We start from the raw sequence: 18,344 nt of genomic DNA on the forward strand, positions 1-18,344 counted from the left end.
GGGCGGCACTCCGGCCGAACCGGCCTATCGGGTCAACGGGCCGACGGTCCGCCGGGCCGGCCGCACCGTCGGGCCCTGTCAGCTGGCAGCCCTGCCTGATCGCGGGGGGCGCCACCCCGATCGCTGGCACTCGACGTGCCCTCGTCCCCAGGTCACCGCTCCCCCCCCACAGCCGCACCACCCCACCCCCATCAGAGTCCCGTCAAAACCCACCCCCCACCCCCCAACTGCACCCTTTGTGCCCTTGTTCGGTCGGTAGGGTCGCGGGAGGTTCAGCCCGGTGGGGGCGGCTTTCACGTAAGACAATGAGGCCATGGCACGCGGCAAGCTACGGATCTATCTGGGCGCGGCACCGGGCGTCGGCAAGACGTACGCGATGCTGTCCGAGGCGCACCGGCGTGTGGAGCGGGGGACGGATGCCGTTGTGGCGTTCGTGGAGCACCATGGCAGGCCCCGTACGGAGGTCATGCTGCACGGGCTGGAGCAGATTCAGCGCCGGGAGCTGGAGTACCGCGACACGGTGTTCACTGAAATGGACGTGGACGCGGTGCTGGCGCGGCGGCCGGCCGTGGCGCTGGTCGACGAGCTGGCGCACACCAACGTGCCTGGTTCGCGCAACGGCAAGCGCTGGCAGGACGTCGAGGAGCTGCTGGAAGCGGGGATCCACGTGATCTCGACGGTGAACATCCAGCATCTGGAGTCGCTCGGTGATGTCGTCGAGTCGATAACGGGTGTGCGGCAGCGCGAGACCGTGCCGGATGAGATCGTCCGCCGGGCGGATCAGATCGAGCTTGTCGATATGTCGCCCCAGGCGATCCGCCGGCGGATGGCGCACGGCAACATCTACCAGCCCGACAAGGTGGACGCCGCCCTGTCGAACTACTTCCGGCCGGGCAACCTCACGGCGCTGCGCGAGCTGGCGCTGCTGTGGGTCGCCGACCGGGTGGACGAGTATCTCCAGGAGTACCGCGCGGAGCATTCGATCCGTTCCACCTGGCAGGCCCGTGAGCGGATCGTCGTCGGGCTGACCGGCGGGCCGGAGGGGCGCACGCTGATCCGTCGCGCGGCCCGGATGGCGGCCAAGGGCTCGGGCAGTGAGGTGCTCGCCGTCTATATAGCGCGCAGTGACGGGCTGACCTCGGCCTCGCCCAAGGAACTCGCCGTCCAGCGCACCCTGGTGGAGGACCTCGGCGGGACGTTTCACCACGTCATCGGCGACGACATACCGAGCGCGCTGCTGGAGTTCGCGCGGGGCGTCAACGCCACCCAGATCGTGCTGGGCTCCAGTCGCCGCAAGGCCTGGCAGTACATCTTCGGGCCGGGGGTGGGCGCGACGGTCGCCCGGGACTCCGGGCCCGATCTCGATGTGCACATCGTCACCCATGACGAGGTCGCCAAGGGCCGGGGGCTGCCGGTGGCACGCGGTGCGCGGCTGGGGCGGGCCCGGATCATCGCCGGCTGGCTCGTCGGTGTGGTCGGCCCGGTGCTGCTCTCGCTGCTGCTGACCAGCATCGCGAACGGTCCCGGCCTGGCCAACGACGTCCTGCTCTTCCTGTTCCTGACGGTCGTCGCGGCGCTGCTCGGCGGGCAGCTGCCGGCGCTGGCGTCGGCCGCGGTCGGCTCGCTGCTGCTGAACTTCTACTTCACACCGCCCACCCACACCCTCACGGTCAGCGATCCCAAGAACCTCGTCGCCATCGTGATCTTCTTCGCGGTGGCCGTCTCGGTCGCCTCCGTGGTGGACCTCGCCGCCCGCCGCACCCACCAGGCCGCCAGGCTGCGCGCCGAGTCGGAGATCCTGTCCTTCCTGGCGGGCAGTGTGCTGCGCGGTGAGACGACCCTGGACGCGCTGCTGGAGCGGGTGCGCGAGACCTTCGGGATGGAGACGGTGGCGCTGCTGGAGCGGGCCGGCGATGTCGAACCGTGGACCTGCGCGGGCCGGGCCGGTACGGACCACGGCACGCCGCTGCTGCGCCCCGAGGACGCCGATGTCGACATGCCCGTGGGCGACCACATGGCGCTGGCGCTGACCGGTCGGGTGCTGCCCGCCGAGGACCGCCGGGTGCTGGCCGCGTTCGCCGCCCAGGCCGCCGTGGTCCTGGACCGGCAGCGGCTGGTGGGCGAGGCGGAGCGGGCCCGGGAGCTGGCCGAGGGCAACCGCATCAGGACGGCGCTGCTGGCCGCCGTCAGCCATGACCTGCGGACCCCGCTGGCGAGCATCAAGGCCTCCGTCACCTCCCTGCGCTCCGACGATGTCGCCTGGTCCCCGGAGGACGAGGCGGAGCTGCTGGCCGGCATCGAGGCGGGCGCCGACCGGCTGGACCATCTCGTGGGCAATCTTCTGGACATGTCCCGGCTCCAGACCGGCACGGTCACCCCGCTGATCCGGGAGATCGACCTCGACGAGGTGGTGCCGATGGCGCTCGGCGGTGTGCCGGAGGGCAGCGTCAGCCTCGACATCCCCGAGGAGCTGCCGATCGTCGCCGTCGATCCGGGGCTGCTGGAACGTTCGGTCGCCAATCTCGTCGAGAACGCCGTGAAGTACAGCCCGGACGGGGCGGCGGTGCTGGTCTCGGCCAGTGCGCTCGGTGAGCGGGTGGAGCTGCGTATCGCCGACCGCGGGCCGGGGGTGCCGGACAGCGCCAAGGACCGGATCTTCGAGCCCTTCCAGCGCTACGGTGACGCGCCGCGCGGTGCCGGGGTGGGCCTGGGGCTGGCCGTGGCGCGCGGTTTCGCGGAGGCGATGGGCGGCACGCTCGCCGCCGAGGACACCCCCGGAGGCGGGATGACCATGGTCCTGACCCTCCGGGCCGCGGCCGGCCGCCCGCCGGCCAGGCCCGATCTTCCGGCCCAGGCCACGACATGAGCCGGCCCGCACGGATCCCCCGCATCCCACGCCCGGCGGGCCCGCCCCGCCGGGAGACGACACCACGAGGAGAACGCCAGTGAACCGGGTGCTTGTGGTTGATGACGAGCCGCAGATCGTGCGCGCCCTCGTGATCAACCTGAAGGCGCGCAAGTACGAGGTCGACGCCGCCCCCGACGGGGCCACCGCCCTCAAACTCGCCGCCGCCCGCCACCCCGATGTCATCGTCCTCGACCTCGGTCTGCCAGATATGGACGGCGTCGAGGTGATCAAGGGGCTGCGGGGCTGGACGCGGGTACCGATCCTGGTGCTGTCCGCCCGGCAGACCTCCGACGAGAAGGTGGAGGCGCTGGACGCCGGCGCCGACGATTACGTCACCAAGCCGTTCGGCATGGACGAGCTGCTGGCCCGGCTGCGGGCGGCGGTGCGCCGGGCGGAGCCGACCGGGCCGGCCGATGACGAGGTGATCGTGGAGACGGAAGGTTTCTCCGTCGATCTCGCCGCGAAGAAGGTCAACCGCGGCGGCCGGGACATCCGGCTGACCCCCACCGAGTGGCATCTGCTGGAGGTCCTGGTCCGCAACGCGGGCCGGCTGGTCAGCCAGAAACAGCTGCTCCAGGAGGTCTGGGGGCCCTCGTACGGGACCGAGACCAACTATCTGCGGGTGTACATGGCCCAGCTCCGCCGCAAGCTGGAGAGCGACCCCTCGCATCCGAAGCACTTCATCACGGAGCCGGGGATGGGCTACCGGTTCGAGCAGTAGCGCCCGGCGGCCGGACGCGGCTTTGTGCGGTCGGTACGGACTCCGCGTGCGGGCCGTGATCCCGGTCCCCGGCCACCGGTACGCTGGGCCCATGAGTGCTGGGACCCGACCCGAGAAGCCGGCAGGCCGTTTCCGCCGGCTGCTCGACAGGCTGTCCTCCTCCGAGGAGGAGTTGCAGTCCGCCGAGCTGCAACAGGACGCGCAGGACGCGGGATGCACCCGTATCTGCGACTGTGACGACCGGCAGATAGTGAAGGTCACCGGCACCCTGCGGCATGTCACGCTGCGCCCGCGCGCCGGTGTGCCCGCGCTCGAGGCGGAGCTGTTCGACGGCTCCGCGGCGCTCGACGTGGTGTGGCTCGGCCGCCGCTCCATCGCCGGGATAGAGCCGGGCCGCAAGCTCATCGCCTCGGGCCGGGTCTCCCTGAGCCACGGACGCCGGGTGCTCTTCAATCCGAAGTACGAACTCCGACCGCTCGGACAGGAGTAGCCGGTGACGTCTCACGACCGACCGACCACTGACGCGCATGCCGATACGGACCCCTCCGCAGGTTCCTCACCCGCCTCGCCCGACCCGGGCACCGAAGGAGCCGCCGACGGCAGGCAGGTGACCGAGGCGGCGCTGTTCGAGGCGTTCGGCGGGGTCCGCGGCATGGTGGAGACCGTGGTCCCCGGCCTGCTGTTCGTGACGATCTTCACGATCAACAAGGACCTGCACGTCTCGGCGATCGCCGCGCTGGCCGTCTCGCTGGTGCTGGGGGTCCTCCGCCTCATCCGCAAGGACACCGTCAAGCACGCCTTCAGCGGCGTCTTCGGCGTGGCCTTCGGTGTGGTCTTCGCGATGATGACCGGCAATGCCAAGGACTTCTACCTGCCGGGCATGCTCTACACCCTCGGCCTGGCCCTCGCCTACATGATCACCACGCTCGCGGGCGTCCCGCTGATCGGGCTGATCCTGGGGCCGGTGTTCAAGGAGAACCTCTCCTGGCGCACCCGCAACCCGGGCCGGAAGAAGGCGTACGCGAAGGCCAGCTGGGCCTGGGGACTGATCCTGCTCGCCAAGTGCGCGATCCTCTTCCCGCTGTACTGGTGGGCGGACACCACCCAGCTCGGCTGGATACTGATCGCGCTGAAGATCCCGCCGTTCCTGCTCGCGGTCTATCTCACCTGGGTCTTCCTGGCGAAGGCGCCCGCGCCGATCGATGTCTTCGCGGAGATGGAGGCGAAGGAGAAGGCCGAGGAGGAGGCCGAGGAGCGGCGCCGCGCCGAGCGCGAGACGCTGGACCGGGTCGCCGACGACCTCAGCAGGGGCCTCGTGCAGGAGGTCGCGGCCGAGCCGCAGTCCGACCCGCCGCAGGGCGGCCGCCACCGCCGCTGACGCGATACACAAACGCCGGGGCCCGGGAACCGATCGGTTCCCGGGCCCCGGCGTCTTCCGGCCTCCGCCGGGCGCTACGCGTCCTCGCGCCGCACCGACAGCAGGTCCTCCAGCTGCTCCTCGCGCGACTGCGCCGCCACGAACAGCAGCTCGTCGCCGGCCTCCAGCGCGTCCTCCTTATTGGGCGTGAGCACCCGCGTCCCGCGGATGATCGTGACCAGGGAGGTGTCCTCGGGCCACTCGACATCGCCGACCCGGGTGCCGGCCAGCGCGGCCTCCGGGGGCAGCGTCAGCTCGACGAGGTTGGCGTCACCGTGGCTGAAGCGCAGCAGCCGTACGAGATCGCCGACGCTCACCGCCTCCTCGACCAGGGCCGACATCAGACGCGGTGTGGAGACCGCGACATCGACGCCCCAGGACTCGTTGAACAGCCACTCGTTCTTCGGGTTGTTGACCCGCGCGACCACCCGCGGCACCCCGTACTCGGTCTTGGCGAGCAGCGAGACGACCAGGTTGACCTTGTCGTCGCCGGTCGCCGCGATCACGACATTGCAGCGCTGGAGCGCCGCCTCGTCGAGCGAGGTGATCTCACAGGCGTCGGCCAGCAGCCACTCCGCCAGCGGCACCCGCTCGACCGAGATGGCGGTCGGCGCCTTGTCGATGAGCAGGATCTCGTGGCCGTTCTCCAAGAGCTCGCCCGCGATGGAACGGCCCACTGCGCCTGCGCCTGCGATGGCGACCCTCATGCGTGCGCCCCCTCAGGACCCGTGGCGAATGCCGCTTCGACCTTCTCGACCTCGTCGGTGCGCATCATCACGTGCACCAGATCGCCTTCTTGCAGCACCGTCTGTGAGGTCGGCAGCATCGCCTCACCCAGTCGGGTGAGGAAGGCGACGCGGACGCCGGTCTCCTCCTGGAGGGTGCTGATCTTGTGCCCCACCCAGGAGGCGGCGGTGTGCACCTCGGCGAGCTGGACGCCGCCGCTCGGGTCGCGCCACAGCGGCTCGGCGCCCGACGGCAGCAGCCGGCGCAGCATCTGGTCGGCCGTCCAGCGGACGGTCGCGACGGTGGGGATACCCAGGCGCTGGTAGACCTCGGCGCGGCGCGGGTCGTAAATACGGGCCGCGACATTCTCGACACCGAACATCTCGCGGGCCACCCGGGCGGCGATGATGTTCGAGTTGTCACCGCTGGAGACGGCCGCGAAGGCGCCCGCCTCCTCGATGCCGGCCTCGCGCAGGGTGTCCTGGTCGAAGCCGACGCCGGTCACCCGGCGGCCGCCGAAGGACGAGCCCAGGCGGCGGAACGCGGTCGGGTCCTGGTCGACCACCGCGATGGTGTGACCCTGGCTCTCCAGGGTCTGCGCGAGCGCGGAGCCCACCCGCCCGCACCCCATGATGACGATGTGCATGCTGATTACCCCGTGCCCTGTACTAGCGCTCTGACCTGCACAAACACCCTGCTCACTACTTTCTTCTCCCAGTACCGGCGACACGGAGCCACGGCTCGCGACAGACCGGGTGCGGCAGCGGGAGCGCCGGGCGCACCGTGGTCCGGTACAACCGTAGCCGTAATGGCGGTTCCGGTAGGGGGCGCGGTGGGCCGCGGTCTCCAGTGGATCCGCACCGCCGGTGCCATGGCCTCCCGTGCCGGGCTGCGCCGCCCCGGGCCCGTAAGGCACGCTACGAGGTGTGCCCAACCTGCCTCTTCAGCCCCAACAGGGCCCCTCCACCTCGCACATGGTGGTCTGCGGCGACGATGCGCTGGCCCATCGACTGGCCGCCGACCTCCAGGACGTCTACGGCGAACGGGTGACGCTCGTCGTCCCCTCCGCCCGGGAACCACAGCGCCCCCGTATTCCGCCGCCGGCCCGCGCGCTGGGCCGGGCCGGCGCGCTGCTGGGCCGGGTGTCGGCGGCGATGGTGCGTCCCGCGCCGTTGTCGTCCGAGGCGGCCGGGGACGGGGCGGAGCCGGCGGAGGAGACGTTACGGATCCTGGAGGCGGCGCAGCCGGACGACGCGGCGCTGACCGAGGCCGGTATCGCCGGGGCGGGCGCGCTGGCCCTGGTCTACGACGACGATGAGCTCAACATCCATGCCGCGCTGCGCGCCCGCCGGCTCAACCCCCGGCTGCGGCTGGTCATCCGGCTCTACAACCGCAAACTCGGCCAGCATCTGGAGGAGTTGCTCGATCAGGCGGCGGCGGTCGCCGCGCTGGGTTCGGAGGACGCCGGGGACGCGGAGGGCGCCGACGCGTCCACGACGGTGCTGTCCGACGCCGACACCGTGGCCCCCGCGCTGGCGGGCGCCGCGGTCGCCGGTACCAGCAGGGTCATCGAGGCGGACGGGCTGCTGCTGCGGGCCGTGGAGCGTGCGCCGGTGCCACCCGGGCGGCCCGGTGAGCCCGGACTGTGCACCCTGGCGCTGCTGTCCGCGTCCGCCAACGACCCGGCGGGCGCGACCGGTTCGGCGGCGGGCGACGAGGGGCCCGTACTCCTGCCGGACGATGCCGCGACGGCGGCCGCCGCCGGCTGCGGCACCGTCGTCCTGGAGACCGTCTCCTATACCGGCCGGCCCATACGGCGCCGATGGCTCCGTGGCCGGGGCGCACCGCTCGCGTCCCTCTTCTCCCGGCGGCTGCGCTGGTCCCTGGCCGGGGTCGTCGGTGCGGTGCTGGCGCTGGCCGTCGCGTCCTCCCTGACCATGGGCGAGGACCCGGTGCACGCCGTCTACCTCTCGCTGCTGGATCTCTTCGCGATCAACGACCCGGCCATCAACGATCCGGCGCCCCGCAAGGTGCTCCAGCTGCTGTCCGGGCTGACCGGGCTGTTGCTGCTGCCGGTGCTGGTCGCGGCGGCGTTCGAGGGGCTCGGCACCTTCCGCAGCGCCTCGGCACTGCGCCGTCCGCCGCGCGGGCTGTCGGGCCATGTGGTGCTGCTGGGCCTCGGCAAGGTCGGCACCCGGGTACTGGCGCGGCTGCACGAGATGGGCATCCCCGTGGTCTGCATCGAGGGCGACCCGGAGGCCCGGGGCATCGCCCTGGCCCGCCGGCTGCGGGTGCCGACCGTCCTGGGGGACGTCACCCAGGAAGGTGTCCTGGAGGCCGCGATGATCGACCGAGCGGCCACCCTGCTAGCCCTGACCAGTGAGGACACCACGAATCTGGAGGCCTCCCTCTATGCCCGCTCGGTCAGCCCCCGGCTCCGGGTGACGCTGCGGCTGTTCGACGACCGGTTCGCCACCGCCGTCTACCGCACCCTGCGCGCCGCCCATCCAGGGGCGCTGACCCGCAGCCGGAGCGTCACCTACCTGGCCGCGCCCGCCTTCGCCGGCGCGATGATGGGGCGCCAGATTCTCGGGGCCATCCCGGTCGAGCGCCGGGTGCTGCTGATCGCCCGGTTCGAGGTACGGGGCCATGCCGCGCTGGAGGGCCGTACGGTCGCCGAGGTGCTGCGGCCGGGGCGGCTGCGGGTGCTGGCGGTCGACACCTCCACCCCCGACGACGCGGAGCCGGACACCGCGGGCACCGCCCCCGCACCCCCGCCGGCCGAGGAGCGCACACCGGCGCAGCTGGTGCACGAACTCGGCGACGACTATGTCCTGCGGCCGCAGGACCGGGTGCTGCTGGTCGCCACCCGGCAGGGGCTGGGCGAGCTGCACGCCCGGAACCGGCAGCCGGCGGCGGCCCGGCAGAGCGGGGCCCGGCAGGGGTGACCACGAGGGGGCGGGCGACCGCGCACCGTAGTACGGCTGCGGTGCCGGAGCCCGCCGTACGGGACCGTGCCGCGGACGGAGCCCGTGGCGCCGGCCGCCCGCCCCACCGCCACGCCTGTCCGGCCCGCCTACCCCGTTGCCCCCGCCTCGCCTCCCCACCGTGACTCCGCCATCGCACCCAGTGACAGCACCGCCACTCCGTGACGAATGCCACGAAGGCGTCCTAGAGGGGGCCGTGACGTGCATATGACGTGCGGATCCTGTGGAGACGGGGCCGTGGCGCGCCCCCTCAGCAGGCCGGATGCGCCCCGCTCCGCTCCTCCGGCGCGCAGACCGTGCGGGCAGCGGGTGGGCGCGGGCCTTGACGAAGGCTTAGCATCCTCTGCGTGTCCAAACTGACCGACGTGCCCAAACGGATCTTGATCGGGCGCGCACTGCGCAGCGACAAGCTCGGGGAAACCCTGCTTCCCAAGCGCATCGCACTCCCCGTCTTCGCCTCCGACCCGCTGTCCTCCGTGGCGTATGCGCCGGGCGAGGTGCTGCTCGTCCTGTCCATCGCGGGTGTGTCTGCGTACAGCTTCAGCCCCTGGATCGCGGTCGCGGTCGTGGTGCTGATGTTCACCGTCGTCGCGTCGTACCGGCAGAACGTGCACGCCTACCCGAGCGGTGGCGGCGACTACGAGGTCGCCAACACCAACCTCGGCCCCAAGGCCGGTCTCACCGTCGCCAGCGCGCTGCTCGTCGACTATGTGCTGACCGTCGCGGTCTCCATCTCCTCCGGAGTGGAGAACCTGGGCTCCGCGATCCCGTTCGTCGTCGAGCACAAAACCCTGTGCGCGGTCGCCATCATCGTGCTGCTGACGCTGATGAACCTGCGCGGCGTCAAGGAGTCGGGCAAGCTCTTCGCGATCCCGACCTATGTCTTCGTGGCCGGCGTCTTCATCATGATCGCCTGGGGTGTGATCCGCGGCGTCGTCATGGGCGACACCATGAAGGCCCCCACCGCCGACTACACCATCCACGCCGAACAGGGCGGGCTGGCCGGCTTCGCGCTCATCTTCCTTCTCCTGCGCGCCTTCTCCTCCGGCTGTGCGGCGCTCACCGGCGTCGAGGCGATCTCCAACGGCGTCCCCGCCTTCCGCAAGCCGAAGTCCAAGAACGCGGCGACCACCCTCGCCCTCATGGGCGGCCTGGCCGTCACCATGTTCTGCGGCATCATCGGCCTGGCCATGGCCACCAACGTCAGGATGGCCGAGAACCCGGCCACCGACCTGCTCCTCCACGGCAAGCCGATCGGCTCCGGCTACACCCAGAACCCGGTCATCTCGCAGGTCGCCGAGGCGGTCTTCGGCAAGGGCAGCTTCCTCTTCATCATCCTCGCCGCCGCCACCGCCCTGGTGCTGTTCCTGGCCGCCAACACCGCCTACAACGGCTTCCCGCTGCTCGGCTCGATCCTCGCCCAGGACCGCTATCTGCCGCGCCAGCTGCACACCCGCGGTGACCGTCTGGCGTTCTCCAACGGCATCGTCCTGCTGGCCGGCGCCGCCGCGATCCTCGTCTACCTCTACGGCGCGGACTCCACCCGGCTCATCCAGCTCTACATCGTCGGCGTGTTCGTCTCCTTCACGCTCAGCCAGATCGGCATGGTCCGGCACTGGAACCGCCATCTGATCACCGAGAAGGACCCGGCCAAGCGCCGCCGTATGCACCGCTCGCGCGCCATCAACGCCTTCGGTGCCTTCTTCACCGGCCTGGTGCTCGTGGTCGTCCTCCTGACCAAGTTCACCCACGGCGCCTGGGTCGCGCTGCTCGGCATGGTCATCTTCTTTGTGACGATGTCCGCGATCCGCCGCCACTACGACCGGGTCGCCGACGAGATCGCCGCCGAGGACACCCCCGACGACGATGTGGTCCGCCCCTCCCGGGTGCACTCCCTCGTCCTGGTCTCCAAGGTGCACAAGCCCACCCTGCGCGCCCTGAACTACGCCAAGCTGATGCGCTCCGACAGCCTCGAAGCGGTCAGCGTGGACGTGGACCAGGCCGACACCAGGGCCCTGCGGGAGGAGTGGGAGCGCCGCGGCATCGAGGTGCCGCTGAAGGTCCTGGCCTCCCCGTACCGCGAGATCACCCGGCCGATCATCGACTACGTCAAGTCGCTGCGCCGCCAGAGCCCGCGCGACGCCGTCTCCGTCTACATCCCGGAGTACGTCGTCGGCCACTGGTACGAGCACCTGCTCCACAACCAGTCCGCCCTGCGCCTCAAGGGCCGTCTCCTCTTCACCCCCGGCGTCATGGTCACCTCGGTGCCCTGGCAGCTGGACTCCTCCGAGGCCGCCAAGCTGCGCGCCCGCAAGCGCGCGGAGTGGAACGCTCCGGGTGCGGTCCGCCGTGGCCCGGTGGCCCAGCCGAAGAAGGAGAAGGCCGCCACCAAGAAGTAGCGCGGGCTTTCCGCCGTGCCCCGGTGGTGGTCGTCCGCGCCGGGCCGGGGCACGGCCCACGGGACGTAGACTTGACGGCTGGCCTCCCTCCGGAGGCCGGCCCCCGTCCCCGCTCACCACCCACCTCAGGAGCCCTCCCGCCATGCAGGCAGAACCCAAGAAGTCGCTGGTCGGCGAGGAGTACGAGGTCGAGGTCGGCCCGGTCGCCCACGGCGGCCACTGCATCGCCCGCACCGACGAGGGCCAGGTCCTCTTCGTACGGCATGCGCTGCCCGGCGAGCGCGTCATCGCCCGCGTCACCGACGGCGAGGAGGGCGCCCGCTTCCTGCGCACCGACGCCGTCTCGATCCTGGAGCCCTCCAAGGACCGGGTCGAGGCCCCCTGCCCCTTCTCCGGCCCCGGCCGCTGCGGCGGCTGCGACTGGCAGCACGCCGCCCCCGGCGCCCAGCGCCGCCTGAAGTCCGCGGTGATCGCCGAACAGCTCCAGCGCCTGGCCGGGCTCTCCCCCGAGGACGCGGGCTGGGACGGCACCGTCGAGCCCGCCCCCGGTGACAAGGTCGCCAAGGGCGAGGTGCCGGCCTGGCGCACCCGCGTCCAGTACGCGGTGGACGCCGACGGTCACGCGGGCCTGCGCAAGCACCGCTCCCACGACATCGAGCCGGTCACCCACTGCATGATCGCCGCCCCGGGAGTCACCGAACTCGGCATCGAGAAGCGGGAGTGGCCGCAGATCGCCACCGTTGAGGCGATCGCGGCCACCGGCTCCCACGACCGCCAGGTCATCCTCACCCCCCGCCCCGGCGGCCGCCTCCCGATCGTCGAACTCGACAAGCCGGTCTCGGTCATGCGGGTGGGGGAGAAGGACGGCGGCGTGCACCGCGTCCACGGCCGCCCCTTCGTCCGCGAACGGGCCGCCGACCGCACCTGGCGGGTCGGCAACGGCGGCTTCTGGCAGGTCCACCCGAAGGCCGCCGACCTCCTGGTCGACGCCGTCATGCGGGGCCTGATGCCCAAGAAGGGCGACATGGCCCTCGACCTGTACTGCGGCGTCGGCCTCTTCGCCGGCGCCCTCGCCGAACGCGTCGGCGACAAGGGCGCGGTCCTCGGCATCGAATCCGGCAAGCGCGCCGTCGAGGACGCCCGTCACAACCTCCAGGACCTCGACCGCGTCCGCATCGAACACGGCAAGGTCGACCAGATCCTGCCCCGCACCGGCATCACCGACGTCGACCTCATCGTCCTCGACCCACCCCGCGCCGGCGCCGGCAAAGCCACCGTCACCCACCTCGCCTCCCTCACCCCCCGCCGCATCGCCTACGTGGCCTGCGACCCGGCCGCCCTCGCCCGCGACCTCAAGTACTTCGCGGAGGCGGGCTATGCGCCGCGGCGGATGCGGGCGTTTGATTTGTTTCCGATGACGCATCATGTGGAGTGTGTGGTGGTGCTGGAGAGGGCCGACAAGGGCCGCTGACCTGCGATTTATCGCCAAGAGGCGAATGGGCCGACCGTGGTGCCAGCCTTCCTCTCCGGATCCCTGGCGCCGAGTGACGCTCGATGTGATGGCCTGTCAGATGGCACTCCGTGCACTCCGATCGTGCGGCGATTGTCATGGCCACGGCCCAGGTGTGGAATCGGAGGTGCCCGCGTCGGCGTAAGACCGCGGGCGGGGGACGTTCGTCGTCGATTCAACTTGCTCTGGGTGACCAGGCTCAAGAAGGTCTCCCCGCGGACGGGGGCTTTCGTACGTCTGCCCGGCGATCGGATCGCACGGAACCCGGCAAGCAGTGCGTTGGTTGCCGAAGGTCTGGGCGACCGCATGGCATGTGGCGCGAAGGATTCCTCCCGGTCCTTTCAGCGCCTGGCACTCTGCCATTCCTCGAAGACCAGCCAGAGATCACGAGGCCAGGACAAGGTCAGCGGGTCGAAGGAAAAGGAGTGGACAGTCGCCTCCCTCCACAGATCTTCGGCGCGCTCGGCCTCGTCCGCGAGGAGACGCGCGCTTGCCGCATGTCCACGAGCTCTGGCGTAGTCACGTTCGCTCGCGGCACTCGTCAAGTCGGGCCACAGCTCCCAGACCAAGTGCTGCTGTAGCTTGCGCAGGTGATCGCCGGCTTTCTGGCGGACCGCGTCGGCCAGATCCTGGTTCACCTCGATCGACATGTCGTCGAGCTCTTCGAGCCGGTCCTCGTTCCAGCCGTGCTTCCCTATGAGGTCCTGCCAACGGCGCCAGGCTCGTTCCCCCTCCTGCTGCACATACTTCTCCAGTTCCTCCCGAGCCAACCGAGGGATTTCCTCGTCGCCCACAGCGTCGAGGCCGGAATGCGGACTCGGGCTCGTGTCGTCGCCGTACCTGATCCGGGTGAGGACCTCCAGGAGGTCGAGACTGGATGAGAGGTTCTCGGCGCGGGCCACGCCACAGATATCGGCGATGTCCTGGGCGACGCCTTCCCGGTCGGTCTCCGCGATGTGGTTGTCCAGCTGGTCACCCAACCAATCCGCCGAGCCGCGGCTGATCAGGTCGTCCAGGATTTCTTCGATCGTCGACTCGAGCCGCACCACCATGGCTTCCGGAGTCTCGCGATCCCTCCGAGCGGCGGATTCACGCTCAGCCTGCTTGGCAGCCTCTCGGTGCTGACCGCGCGCTGTCCGGCCCGACGGCAGGCGCGTCTGCAGAGCGCGCATCTTCTCGGCCTCAACCAGGTCGATCCCCTCGAGCAGGCTGATGGCTTGCATGCGGTGCCCTGCCTGGGCGAGGGGATCCGAAGCGAGACTCCGGAGCAGGGCCACGCCGTCTTTAGGGGCGCGTCGGGCCACGGCGGCCGCCAGAGCCAGACGGTCCGCACTCGGAGCCTGCGGATGGGCGACAAGTCGTTCGAGGGAGTCGGGTACATATCCGGCGGGGTGATCGTGTTCGGCGAGTGCCAGGCCGACCTTCAGGCGGGTGGTGAGAGCGGCGGTCTCGTCGGCGATAAAGAGGTGTGCGGTCCATACGGCCCACCCCTCGCGCACGGCGTCCGCGAGCCAGCCCCAGCCGTTTTTGGGTAGGAGGCTTCGAGCCTCCGCATAACCCGCTTCGTCTGCGCGGTGTACCAGGTCGTCCGCTGCCCGATGACGCAGGCCGGCGGGGACGCCCTTCGTCCCCGCGACATAGCAGAGTCCGACCGTGTACTCGGTGTAGGTGAAGTCCGGTCGCTCGAAGCCGACCCTCGACTCCCGGGCGATGCGTTGCAGGTCGTGATGCCAAGGGCCGTCGGCGCCTACTACGAACGATGCCGCTGCCATCGCCGAACCGCCGCGGATCGAGCATGCCTTCAGGCTGCTGGTGCGCCAGTTGTCGGCGAGCGAGTCGTCGGCGAGGCGAGTCAGACAGGTCTCGACGAAATGGTCAGGTTGCCTCCGGCGGGCTGGTACCTCGCAGTCCGGCAGCAGTTCGGGCCTCTCCATGCTCCCCACGGGCGCCTCCTTGATCGACGAGCACGGGCATCCTAACTCCGGCACTCTTTGCCTGATGTCGGCCCAACGCAGCCTGGCCTCAGGGCAGTTCGGCAGCCAAGCGCCTGGCTACCAGCCCCGGATCCGGCGCCCGTACTCGGTGTCGGGGTGCAGCAACGCGTCCGCGACGCGACCGCCCGAATTCTTGGCGCCACCACCGAAGTTGAGCGCACCGGAGGCGTTGGCACTGGCTGCCACGCCGTCCCAGTACGTTGCTTCGCGTTCCCACCGCACCGGCTCCAGGAGCGCGAACAGCTCCTCCTCGGTCAACGCGCTCCCAGAGGTGGCCCAGCCGGTCGTCTGGTGGGCGGCGATGCCGATACCCGCCAGTACCGCGGGTGCGGACACGGCCGTACGCGCCGCGAGATGCGGATAGAGGCGCGTGACGAGCCGTGACAGCAGCGGCACCAGCCTCTGCCCGGCCTGCTCCGCGTCCACCCCCTGCGGCAGCCTGTCGTCGTGCAGAGTGGAGGACGTCAGCGCCAGTCCGGCCCGCCCGTGCAGCGCGGTGATCACGAGAACGCGCAGCGCGGAAAGCGTGATCAGTTCCGGGTCGCTCTTCGTCAGCTGGCGCTTGCGCCCCTGCACCAGCTTGCCGAATGGGATGATCCTTCCCTCGTGCTCGACCTTCACCGACTCGCCGATCCGGTGGGCGAGTTGGGTGCCGATGTCCCGCTGGTCCATCGACATCGCCAGGTTCTTGGCCACCGGTACGCCCTCGACGTTGCGGTCGTAGAAGATCTGCCGCGCGGACTCGACCGTGAGCCCGAAGTACAGCTCGTAGGGCAGCCGCACGGTGGTGAGCTTCTCGTATGTGATGCCGAAGCGTTCCGGGCTGTCGTAGAGCTCGTGCCAGGCCGTGACCTGGGTCTCGCCGTCGATGGCGACGACGGGGGAGCCGGGCAGCACGGTGACCGTGCGAATTCCGCTGCCCGGGATCAGTTCGTCGCTCACCGCACCCGGCTGCCCGTCCAGCCACAGCGTGATAGGGGGAGTGGACCAGCCCGAGCCGTACTCGCCGTTGACTCCGGACGCGATGTACGCGGCGTACGAGGTGACGTTGCGGCCCTTCTGGGTCGACTTCAGCATGCGCTGAACAAGGGCGCGTACCTCGGCGTGCCGGCGCAGGGTGCCGGACGCGTACTTCAGGGCACGCGTGTCCTCCTCGGTCCGCGGCGACGGGACGAGCTGGAGCAGTGTCGGCAGCCCCATCGTTCCGATCACCACATCGGGGCGGAACGGCATCACGGTGAGCTGTGTGCCCTCGATGACGGTCGTGGGCATCGTGAGGTGCATGGCTGGGTCCCCCTCCAGAAAGTGACGGTCTTCGCTTCGAGTGGAAGCGTTAATAGAGAAGCATGACCGTGAAAGCAGTGTCAATCAGCTTGCGCGATTTGACGTCCGCTGTAAGGTGTTAACAGTTCACCGCCACCGAGAGGCTCATCCCGCCATGCCGCAGTCATCCGCCGCCCAGGTGACGGCCGCCGAGATTTCGCGCATCGCCGGGGTCACGCGCGCCACCGTCAGCAACTGGCGGCGGAGGCACGACGACTTCCCGTCTCCGTCCGGCGGCACCGAAAGCAGCCCGCTCTACGACCTGGAGGCGGTACAGGCATGGCTGGCCGCGCGGGGCCACACGACGACCGCCGGCCCGCGGGAGGAGTTCCGCACGGCCCTGCGTCTGCACGCACGAGGGGGAGCCGCCGCCGGAACCGCGCTACTGCCGCTCGTCCTCGCAGCCTCGCGTCACGCCCCCGACGACTTGACCACCTTCACGGAGCTCTCGGACGGCGACCTCGCCGCTCGTGCCACAGCCGAGGCGAAGGCGCTCGCGGACACGGTCCCGGGCGCGGACACCATCCGCTTCACGCCCGCGGACGGCGCGGCCCTGCGCGCCCTGCTGCGCTGCGTACGTGGCGAGGGGGGCCAGGCCGCGCTCGGCGTGCTCGCGGAACGGGAACTGGAGGACAGCGCCGCGAGCGGCACCTACCGGACTCCGGCCCAGCTGGCGGATTTGGCCGTCCGGTTGCTCCCGCGCTCTGTCGGCAGGGTCCTGGACCCGGCATGCGGAAGTGGCACTTTGCTGGAGGCCGCGGCCCGGCACGGCGCGACCGAGCTCTACGGTCAGGACACCCTTGCCGTCCAGGCACAGCGCAGCGCGGTCGGCCTGCTGCTGGAGACCCCCCATGCAGAGATCACCGTCCGGGACGGCGACAGCCTGCGTGCCGACGCGTTCCCCGGTCTCACGGTCGATGCGGTGCTGTGCAATCCGCCCTACGGTGACCGCGACTGGGGCCACGACGAACTGGCCTACGACCCGCGCTGGGCGTACGGCGTCCCCGCGCGCGCAGAATCGGAACTCGCCTGGATCCAGCACGCACTTGCCCACCTCAACCCGGGCGGCTGGGCGGCGCTGATCCTCCCGCCCGCCACCGCTACTCGCGCCTCAGGGCGCCGGGTCCGGGCGGAGCTGCTGCGCAGCGGCGCTGTACGGGCCGTGGTCGCACTGCCGGCCGGGGCCGCCCCGCCGCTGCACGTGGGGTTGCAGCTCTGGGTGCTGCAGCGACCGGAACCGGGCGGCGCGGAACGAAAGTCTGTGCTGTTCATCGACACGGCCGGCGCAGCCGAGGGGACCGCCGCGGGCAGCGAGCCCGGCCGCCCGGCGGTCGCGACCCGCACCGGCTCCGCGCGCAACCCCCTGAACTGGACCGCTCTCAGCGCACGGACGCTCACCCACTGGGAAGCCTTCGCCACGGCCCCGGACGCCTTCACCGGCGAACCCGCCGTTGCCCGCGCCGTGCCCGTTGTCGATCTCCTCGATGACGTCGTCGACCTCACCCCCGCCCGCCAGGTCCGCAGCTCACGCACGGATATCGACCCCGCCGAACTGGCTGCCCGCGCGGACACCGGGCGCCGTGAGCTGACCGAGGCAGCCCAGTCCCTCGTGCGAGCCGCGGGCCCCACCGGCTGGGGCGCGGCGGGTTCCTCGGTCAAGGAGTGGCGTACGGCGACCGCGTCGGATCTCGCACGGGGCGGCGCGCTGACCCTGCTGCGTACGGTGCCGGCCCCGAAGACACCGCGAGCCGACGGCGGAGCCGCGTCCTCCCCTGCCACCTCCGTTCTTACGGGGACCGACATCGCCAGGGGCTCGGCCCCGTCGGGCGATCCGGCCGAGCTGCGTGCCGAGGCCGCACCTGTCATCGCCGCGGGCGACGTCCTCGTACGGGCGGTCGCGGGCGGCACCGGTCCGATGGTCCGCGTCGCGGACGAGCCGGACGCCGGCGCGCTCCTCGGCCCGAACGTCCACCTCCTCCGCCCCGACCCCACCCGCCTGGACCCCTGGTTCCTGGCCGGATTCCTCGACTCCGAAGACAACATCGCGGGCGCGTCGACCGGCAGCACGGTGCTGCACATCGCGCCGGGGCGCCTGCGCATCCCCCTCATGCCCCTCGAAGAACAGCGCCGCTACGGCGAGGCGTTCCGGCACGTACACACCCTGCGCGCCGAGGCCCGGAAGGCGGCGCGGCTCGCGGAGGAGGCGGCCGGCCTGCTGACGGACGGCCTCACGGGTGGCGCGCTGATTCCGCCGCCGCCCCGCCCGGGCTCGTCGACCGCTGATTCGTCCTGATCCGCCACCTGAGCGCTCGTCCATGGACCACACTTGTCCGCACCCGCACTCGATGCGCGGAACGGC

At 71.0% G+C, this 18,344-nt stretch carries 12 protein-coding genes; 8 read left to right on the forward strand and 4 right to left on the reverse strand.

Annotated features, from left to right (window positions below; all coding sequences use genetic code 11):
- Positions 1-313 precede the first annotated feature (313 nt).
- The 4 genes from CP981_RS29015 to CP981_RS29030 all read left to right on the forward strand — a co-directional run bounded on the left by CP981_RS29015 (position 314) and on the right by CP981_RS29030 (position 5,007).
- Positions 314-2,866 (forward strand): sensor histidine kinase, encoded by a 2,553-nt coding sequence (locus CP981_RS29015; protein WP_085928286.1) that lies wholly within the window; start codon positions 314-316, stop codon positions 2,864-2,866.
- Between the two features lie 79 nt (positions 2,867-2,945).
- Positions 2,946-3,629 (forward strand): response regulator, encoded by a 684-nt coding sequence (locus tag CP981_RS29020; protein ID WP_042159739.1) that lies wholly within the window; start codon positions 2,946-2,948, stop codon positions 3,627-3,629.
- 91 nt (positions 3,630-3,720) lie between these two features.
- Complete coding sequence (locus CP981_RS29025) at positions 3,721-4,119, forward strand: OB-fold nucleic acid binding domain-containing protein (RefSeq protein ID WP_085928285.1); 399 nt, start codon at positions 3,721-3,723, stop codon at positions 4,117-4,119.
- Between the two features lie 3 nt (positions 4,120-4,122).
- Positions 4,123-5,007: a DUF3159 domain-containing protein gene (locus tag CP981_RS29030; protein ID WP_085928284.1), complete on the forward strand. Its 885-nt coding sequence runs from the start codon at positions 4,123-4,125 to the stop codon at positions 5,005-5,007.
- Positions 5,008-5,081: 74 nt separating this feature from the next.
- Here CP981_RS29030 and CP981_RS29035 read toward each other — a convergent pair whose 3' ends face one another.
- Complete coding sequence (locus tag CP981_RS29035) at positions 5,082-5,753, reverse strand: potassium channel family protein (protein ID WP_030088864.1); 672 nt, start codon at positions 5,751-5,753, stop codon at positions 5,082-5,084.
- Positions 5,750-6,418, reverse strand: coding sequence for a potassium channel family protein (locus CP981_RS29040; protein WP_018093582.1), 669 nt, complete (start codon positions 6,416-6,418; stop codon positions 5,750-5,752). The genes CP981_RS29035 and CP981_RS29040 overlap by 4 nt, the downstream gene beginning before the upstream one ends.
- A gap of 328 nt (positions 6,419-6,746) precedes the next feature.
- On the opposite strand from CP981_RS29040, the gene CP981_RS29045 reads away from it, so the two are divergent.
- The 3 genes from CP981_RS29045 to CP981_RS29055 all read left to right on the forward strand — a co-directional run bounded on the left by CP981_RS29045 (position 6,747) and on the right by CP981_RS29055 (position 12,629).
- Positions 6,747-8,720 (forward strand): potassium channel protein, encoded by a 1,974-nt coding sequence (locus CP981_RS29045; protein ID WP_085928283.1) that lies wholly within the window; start codon positions 6,747-6,749, stop codon positions 8,718-8,720.
- Between the two features lie 386 nt (positions 8,721-9,106).
- A complete protein-coding gene (locus tag CP981_RS29050; protein ID WP_085928282.1) occupies positions 9,107-11,158 on the forward strand; it encodes an APC family permease in 2,052 nt (683 codons plus the stop codon).
- A gap of 142 nt (positions 11,159-11,300) precedes the next feature.
- On the forward strand, positions 11,301-12,629 hold the full coding sequence (locus CP981_RS29055) for a class I SAM-dependent RNA methyltransferase (protein ID WP_085928281.1): 1,329 nt from the start codon (positions 11,301-11,303) through the stop codon (positions 12,627-12,629).
- A gap of 380 nt (positions 12,630-13,009) precedes the next feature.
- On the opposite strand, the gene CP981_RS29060 is transcribed toward CP981_RS29055, so the two are convergent.
- Together CP981_RS29060 and CP981_RS29065 are read right to left on the reverse strand one after the other, a co-directional pair.
- Positions 13,010-14,611 (reverse strand): hypothetical protein, encoded by a 1,602-nt coding sequence (locus tag CP981_RS29060; protein WP_085928280.1) that lies wholly within the window; start codon positions 14,609-14,611, stop codon positions 13,010-13,012.
- Between the two features lie 108 nt (positions 14,612-14,719).
- Positions 14,720-15,946: a ParB N-terminal domain-containing protein gene (locus tag CP981_RS29065; RefSeq protein WP_107429607.1), complete on the reverse strand. Its 1,227-nt coding sequence runs from the start codon at positions 15,944-15,946 to the stop codon at positions 14,720-14,722.
- A gap of 154 nt (positions 15,947-16,100) precedes the next feature.
- Between CP981_RS29065 and CP981_RS29070 the strand changes: the two genes are divergently transcribed.
- Positions 16,101-18,278: an N-6 DNA methylase gene (locus CP981_RS29070; protein ID WP_208852992.1), complete on the forward strand. Its 2,178-nt coding sequence runs from the start codon at positions 16,101-16,103 to the stop codon at positions 18,276-18,278.
- The last annotated feature ends 66 nt before the right edge of the window (positions 18,279-18,344 follow it).

The sequence above is a fragment of the Streptomyces platensis genome, from assembly GCF_008704855.1.
Taxonomy (GTDB): domain Bacteria; phylum Actinomycetota; class Actinomycetes; order Streptomycetales; family Streptomycetaceae; genus Streptomyces; species Streptomyces platensis.

Bases quoted from the DNA above. Each gene is read 5' to 3' on its own strand.
- CP981_RS29015 (WP_085928286.1), top strand. From the start codon at position 314: ATGGCACGCGGCAAGCTACGGATCTATCTGGGCGCGGCACCGGGCGTC.
- CP981_RS29025 (WP_085928285.1), top strand. From the start codon at position 3,721: ATGAGTGCTGGGACCCGACCCGAGAAGCCGGCAGGCCGTTTCCGCCGG.
- CP981_RS29035 (WP_030088864.1), bottom strand. From the start codon at position 5,753: ATGAGGGTCGCCATCGCAGGCGCAGGCGCAGTGGGCCGTTCCATCGCG.
- CP981_RS29040 (WP_018093582.1), bottom strand. From the start codon at position 6,418: ATGCACATCGTCATCATGGGGTGCGGGCGGGTGGGCTCCGCGCTCGCG.
- CP981_RS29045 (WP_085928283.1), top strand. From the start codon at position 6,747: ATGGTGGTCTGCGGCGACGATGCGCTGGCCCATCGACTGGCCGCCGAC.
- CP981_RS29055 (WP_085928281.1), top strand. From the start codon at position 11,301: ATGCAGGCAGAACCCAAGAAGTCGCTGGTCGGCGAGGAGTACGAGGTC.
- CP981_RS29065 (WP_107429607.1), bottom strand. From the start codon at position 15,946: ATGCACCTCACGATGCCCACGACCGTCATCGAGGGCACACAGCTCACC.
- CP981_RS29070 (WP_208852992.1), top strand. From the start codon at position 16,101: ATGCCGCAGTCATCCGCCGCCCAGGTGACGGCCGCCGAGATTTCGCGC.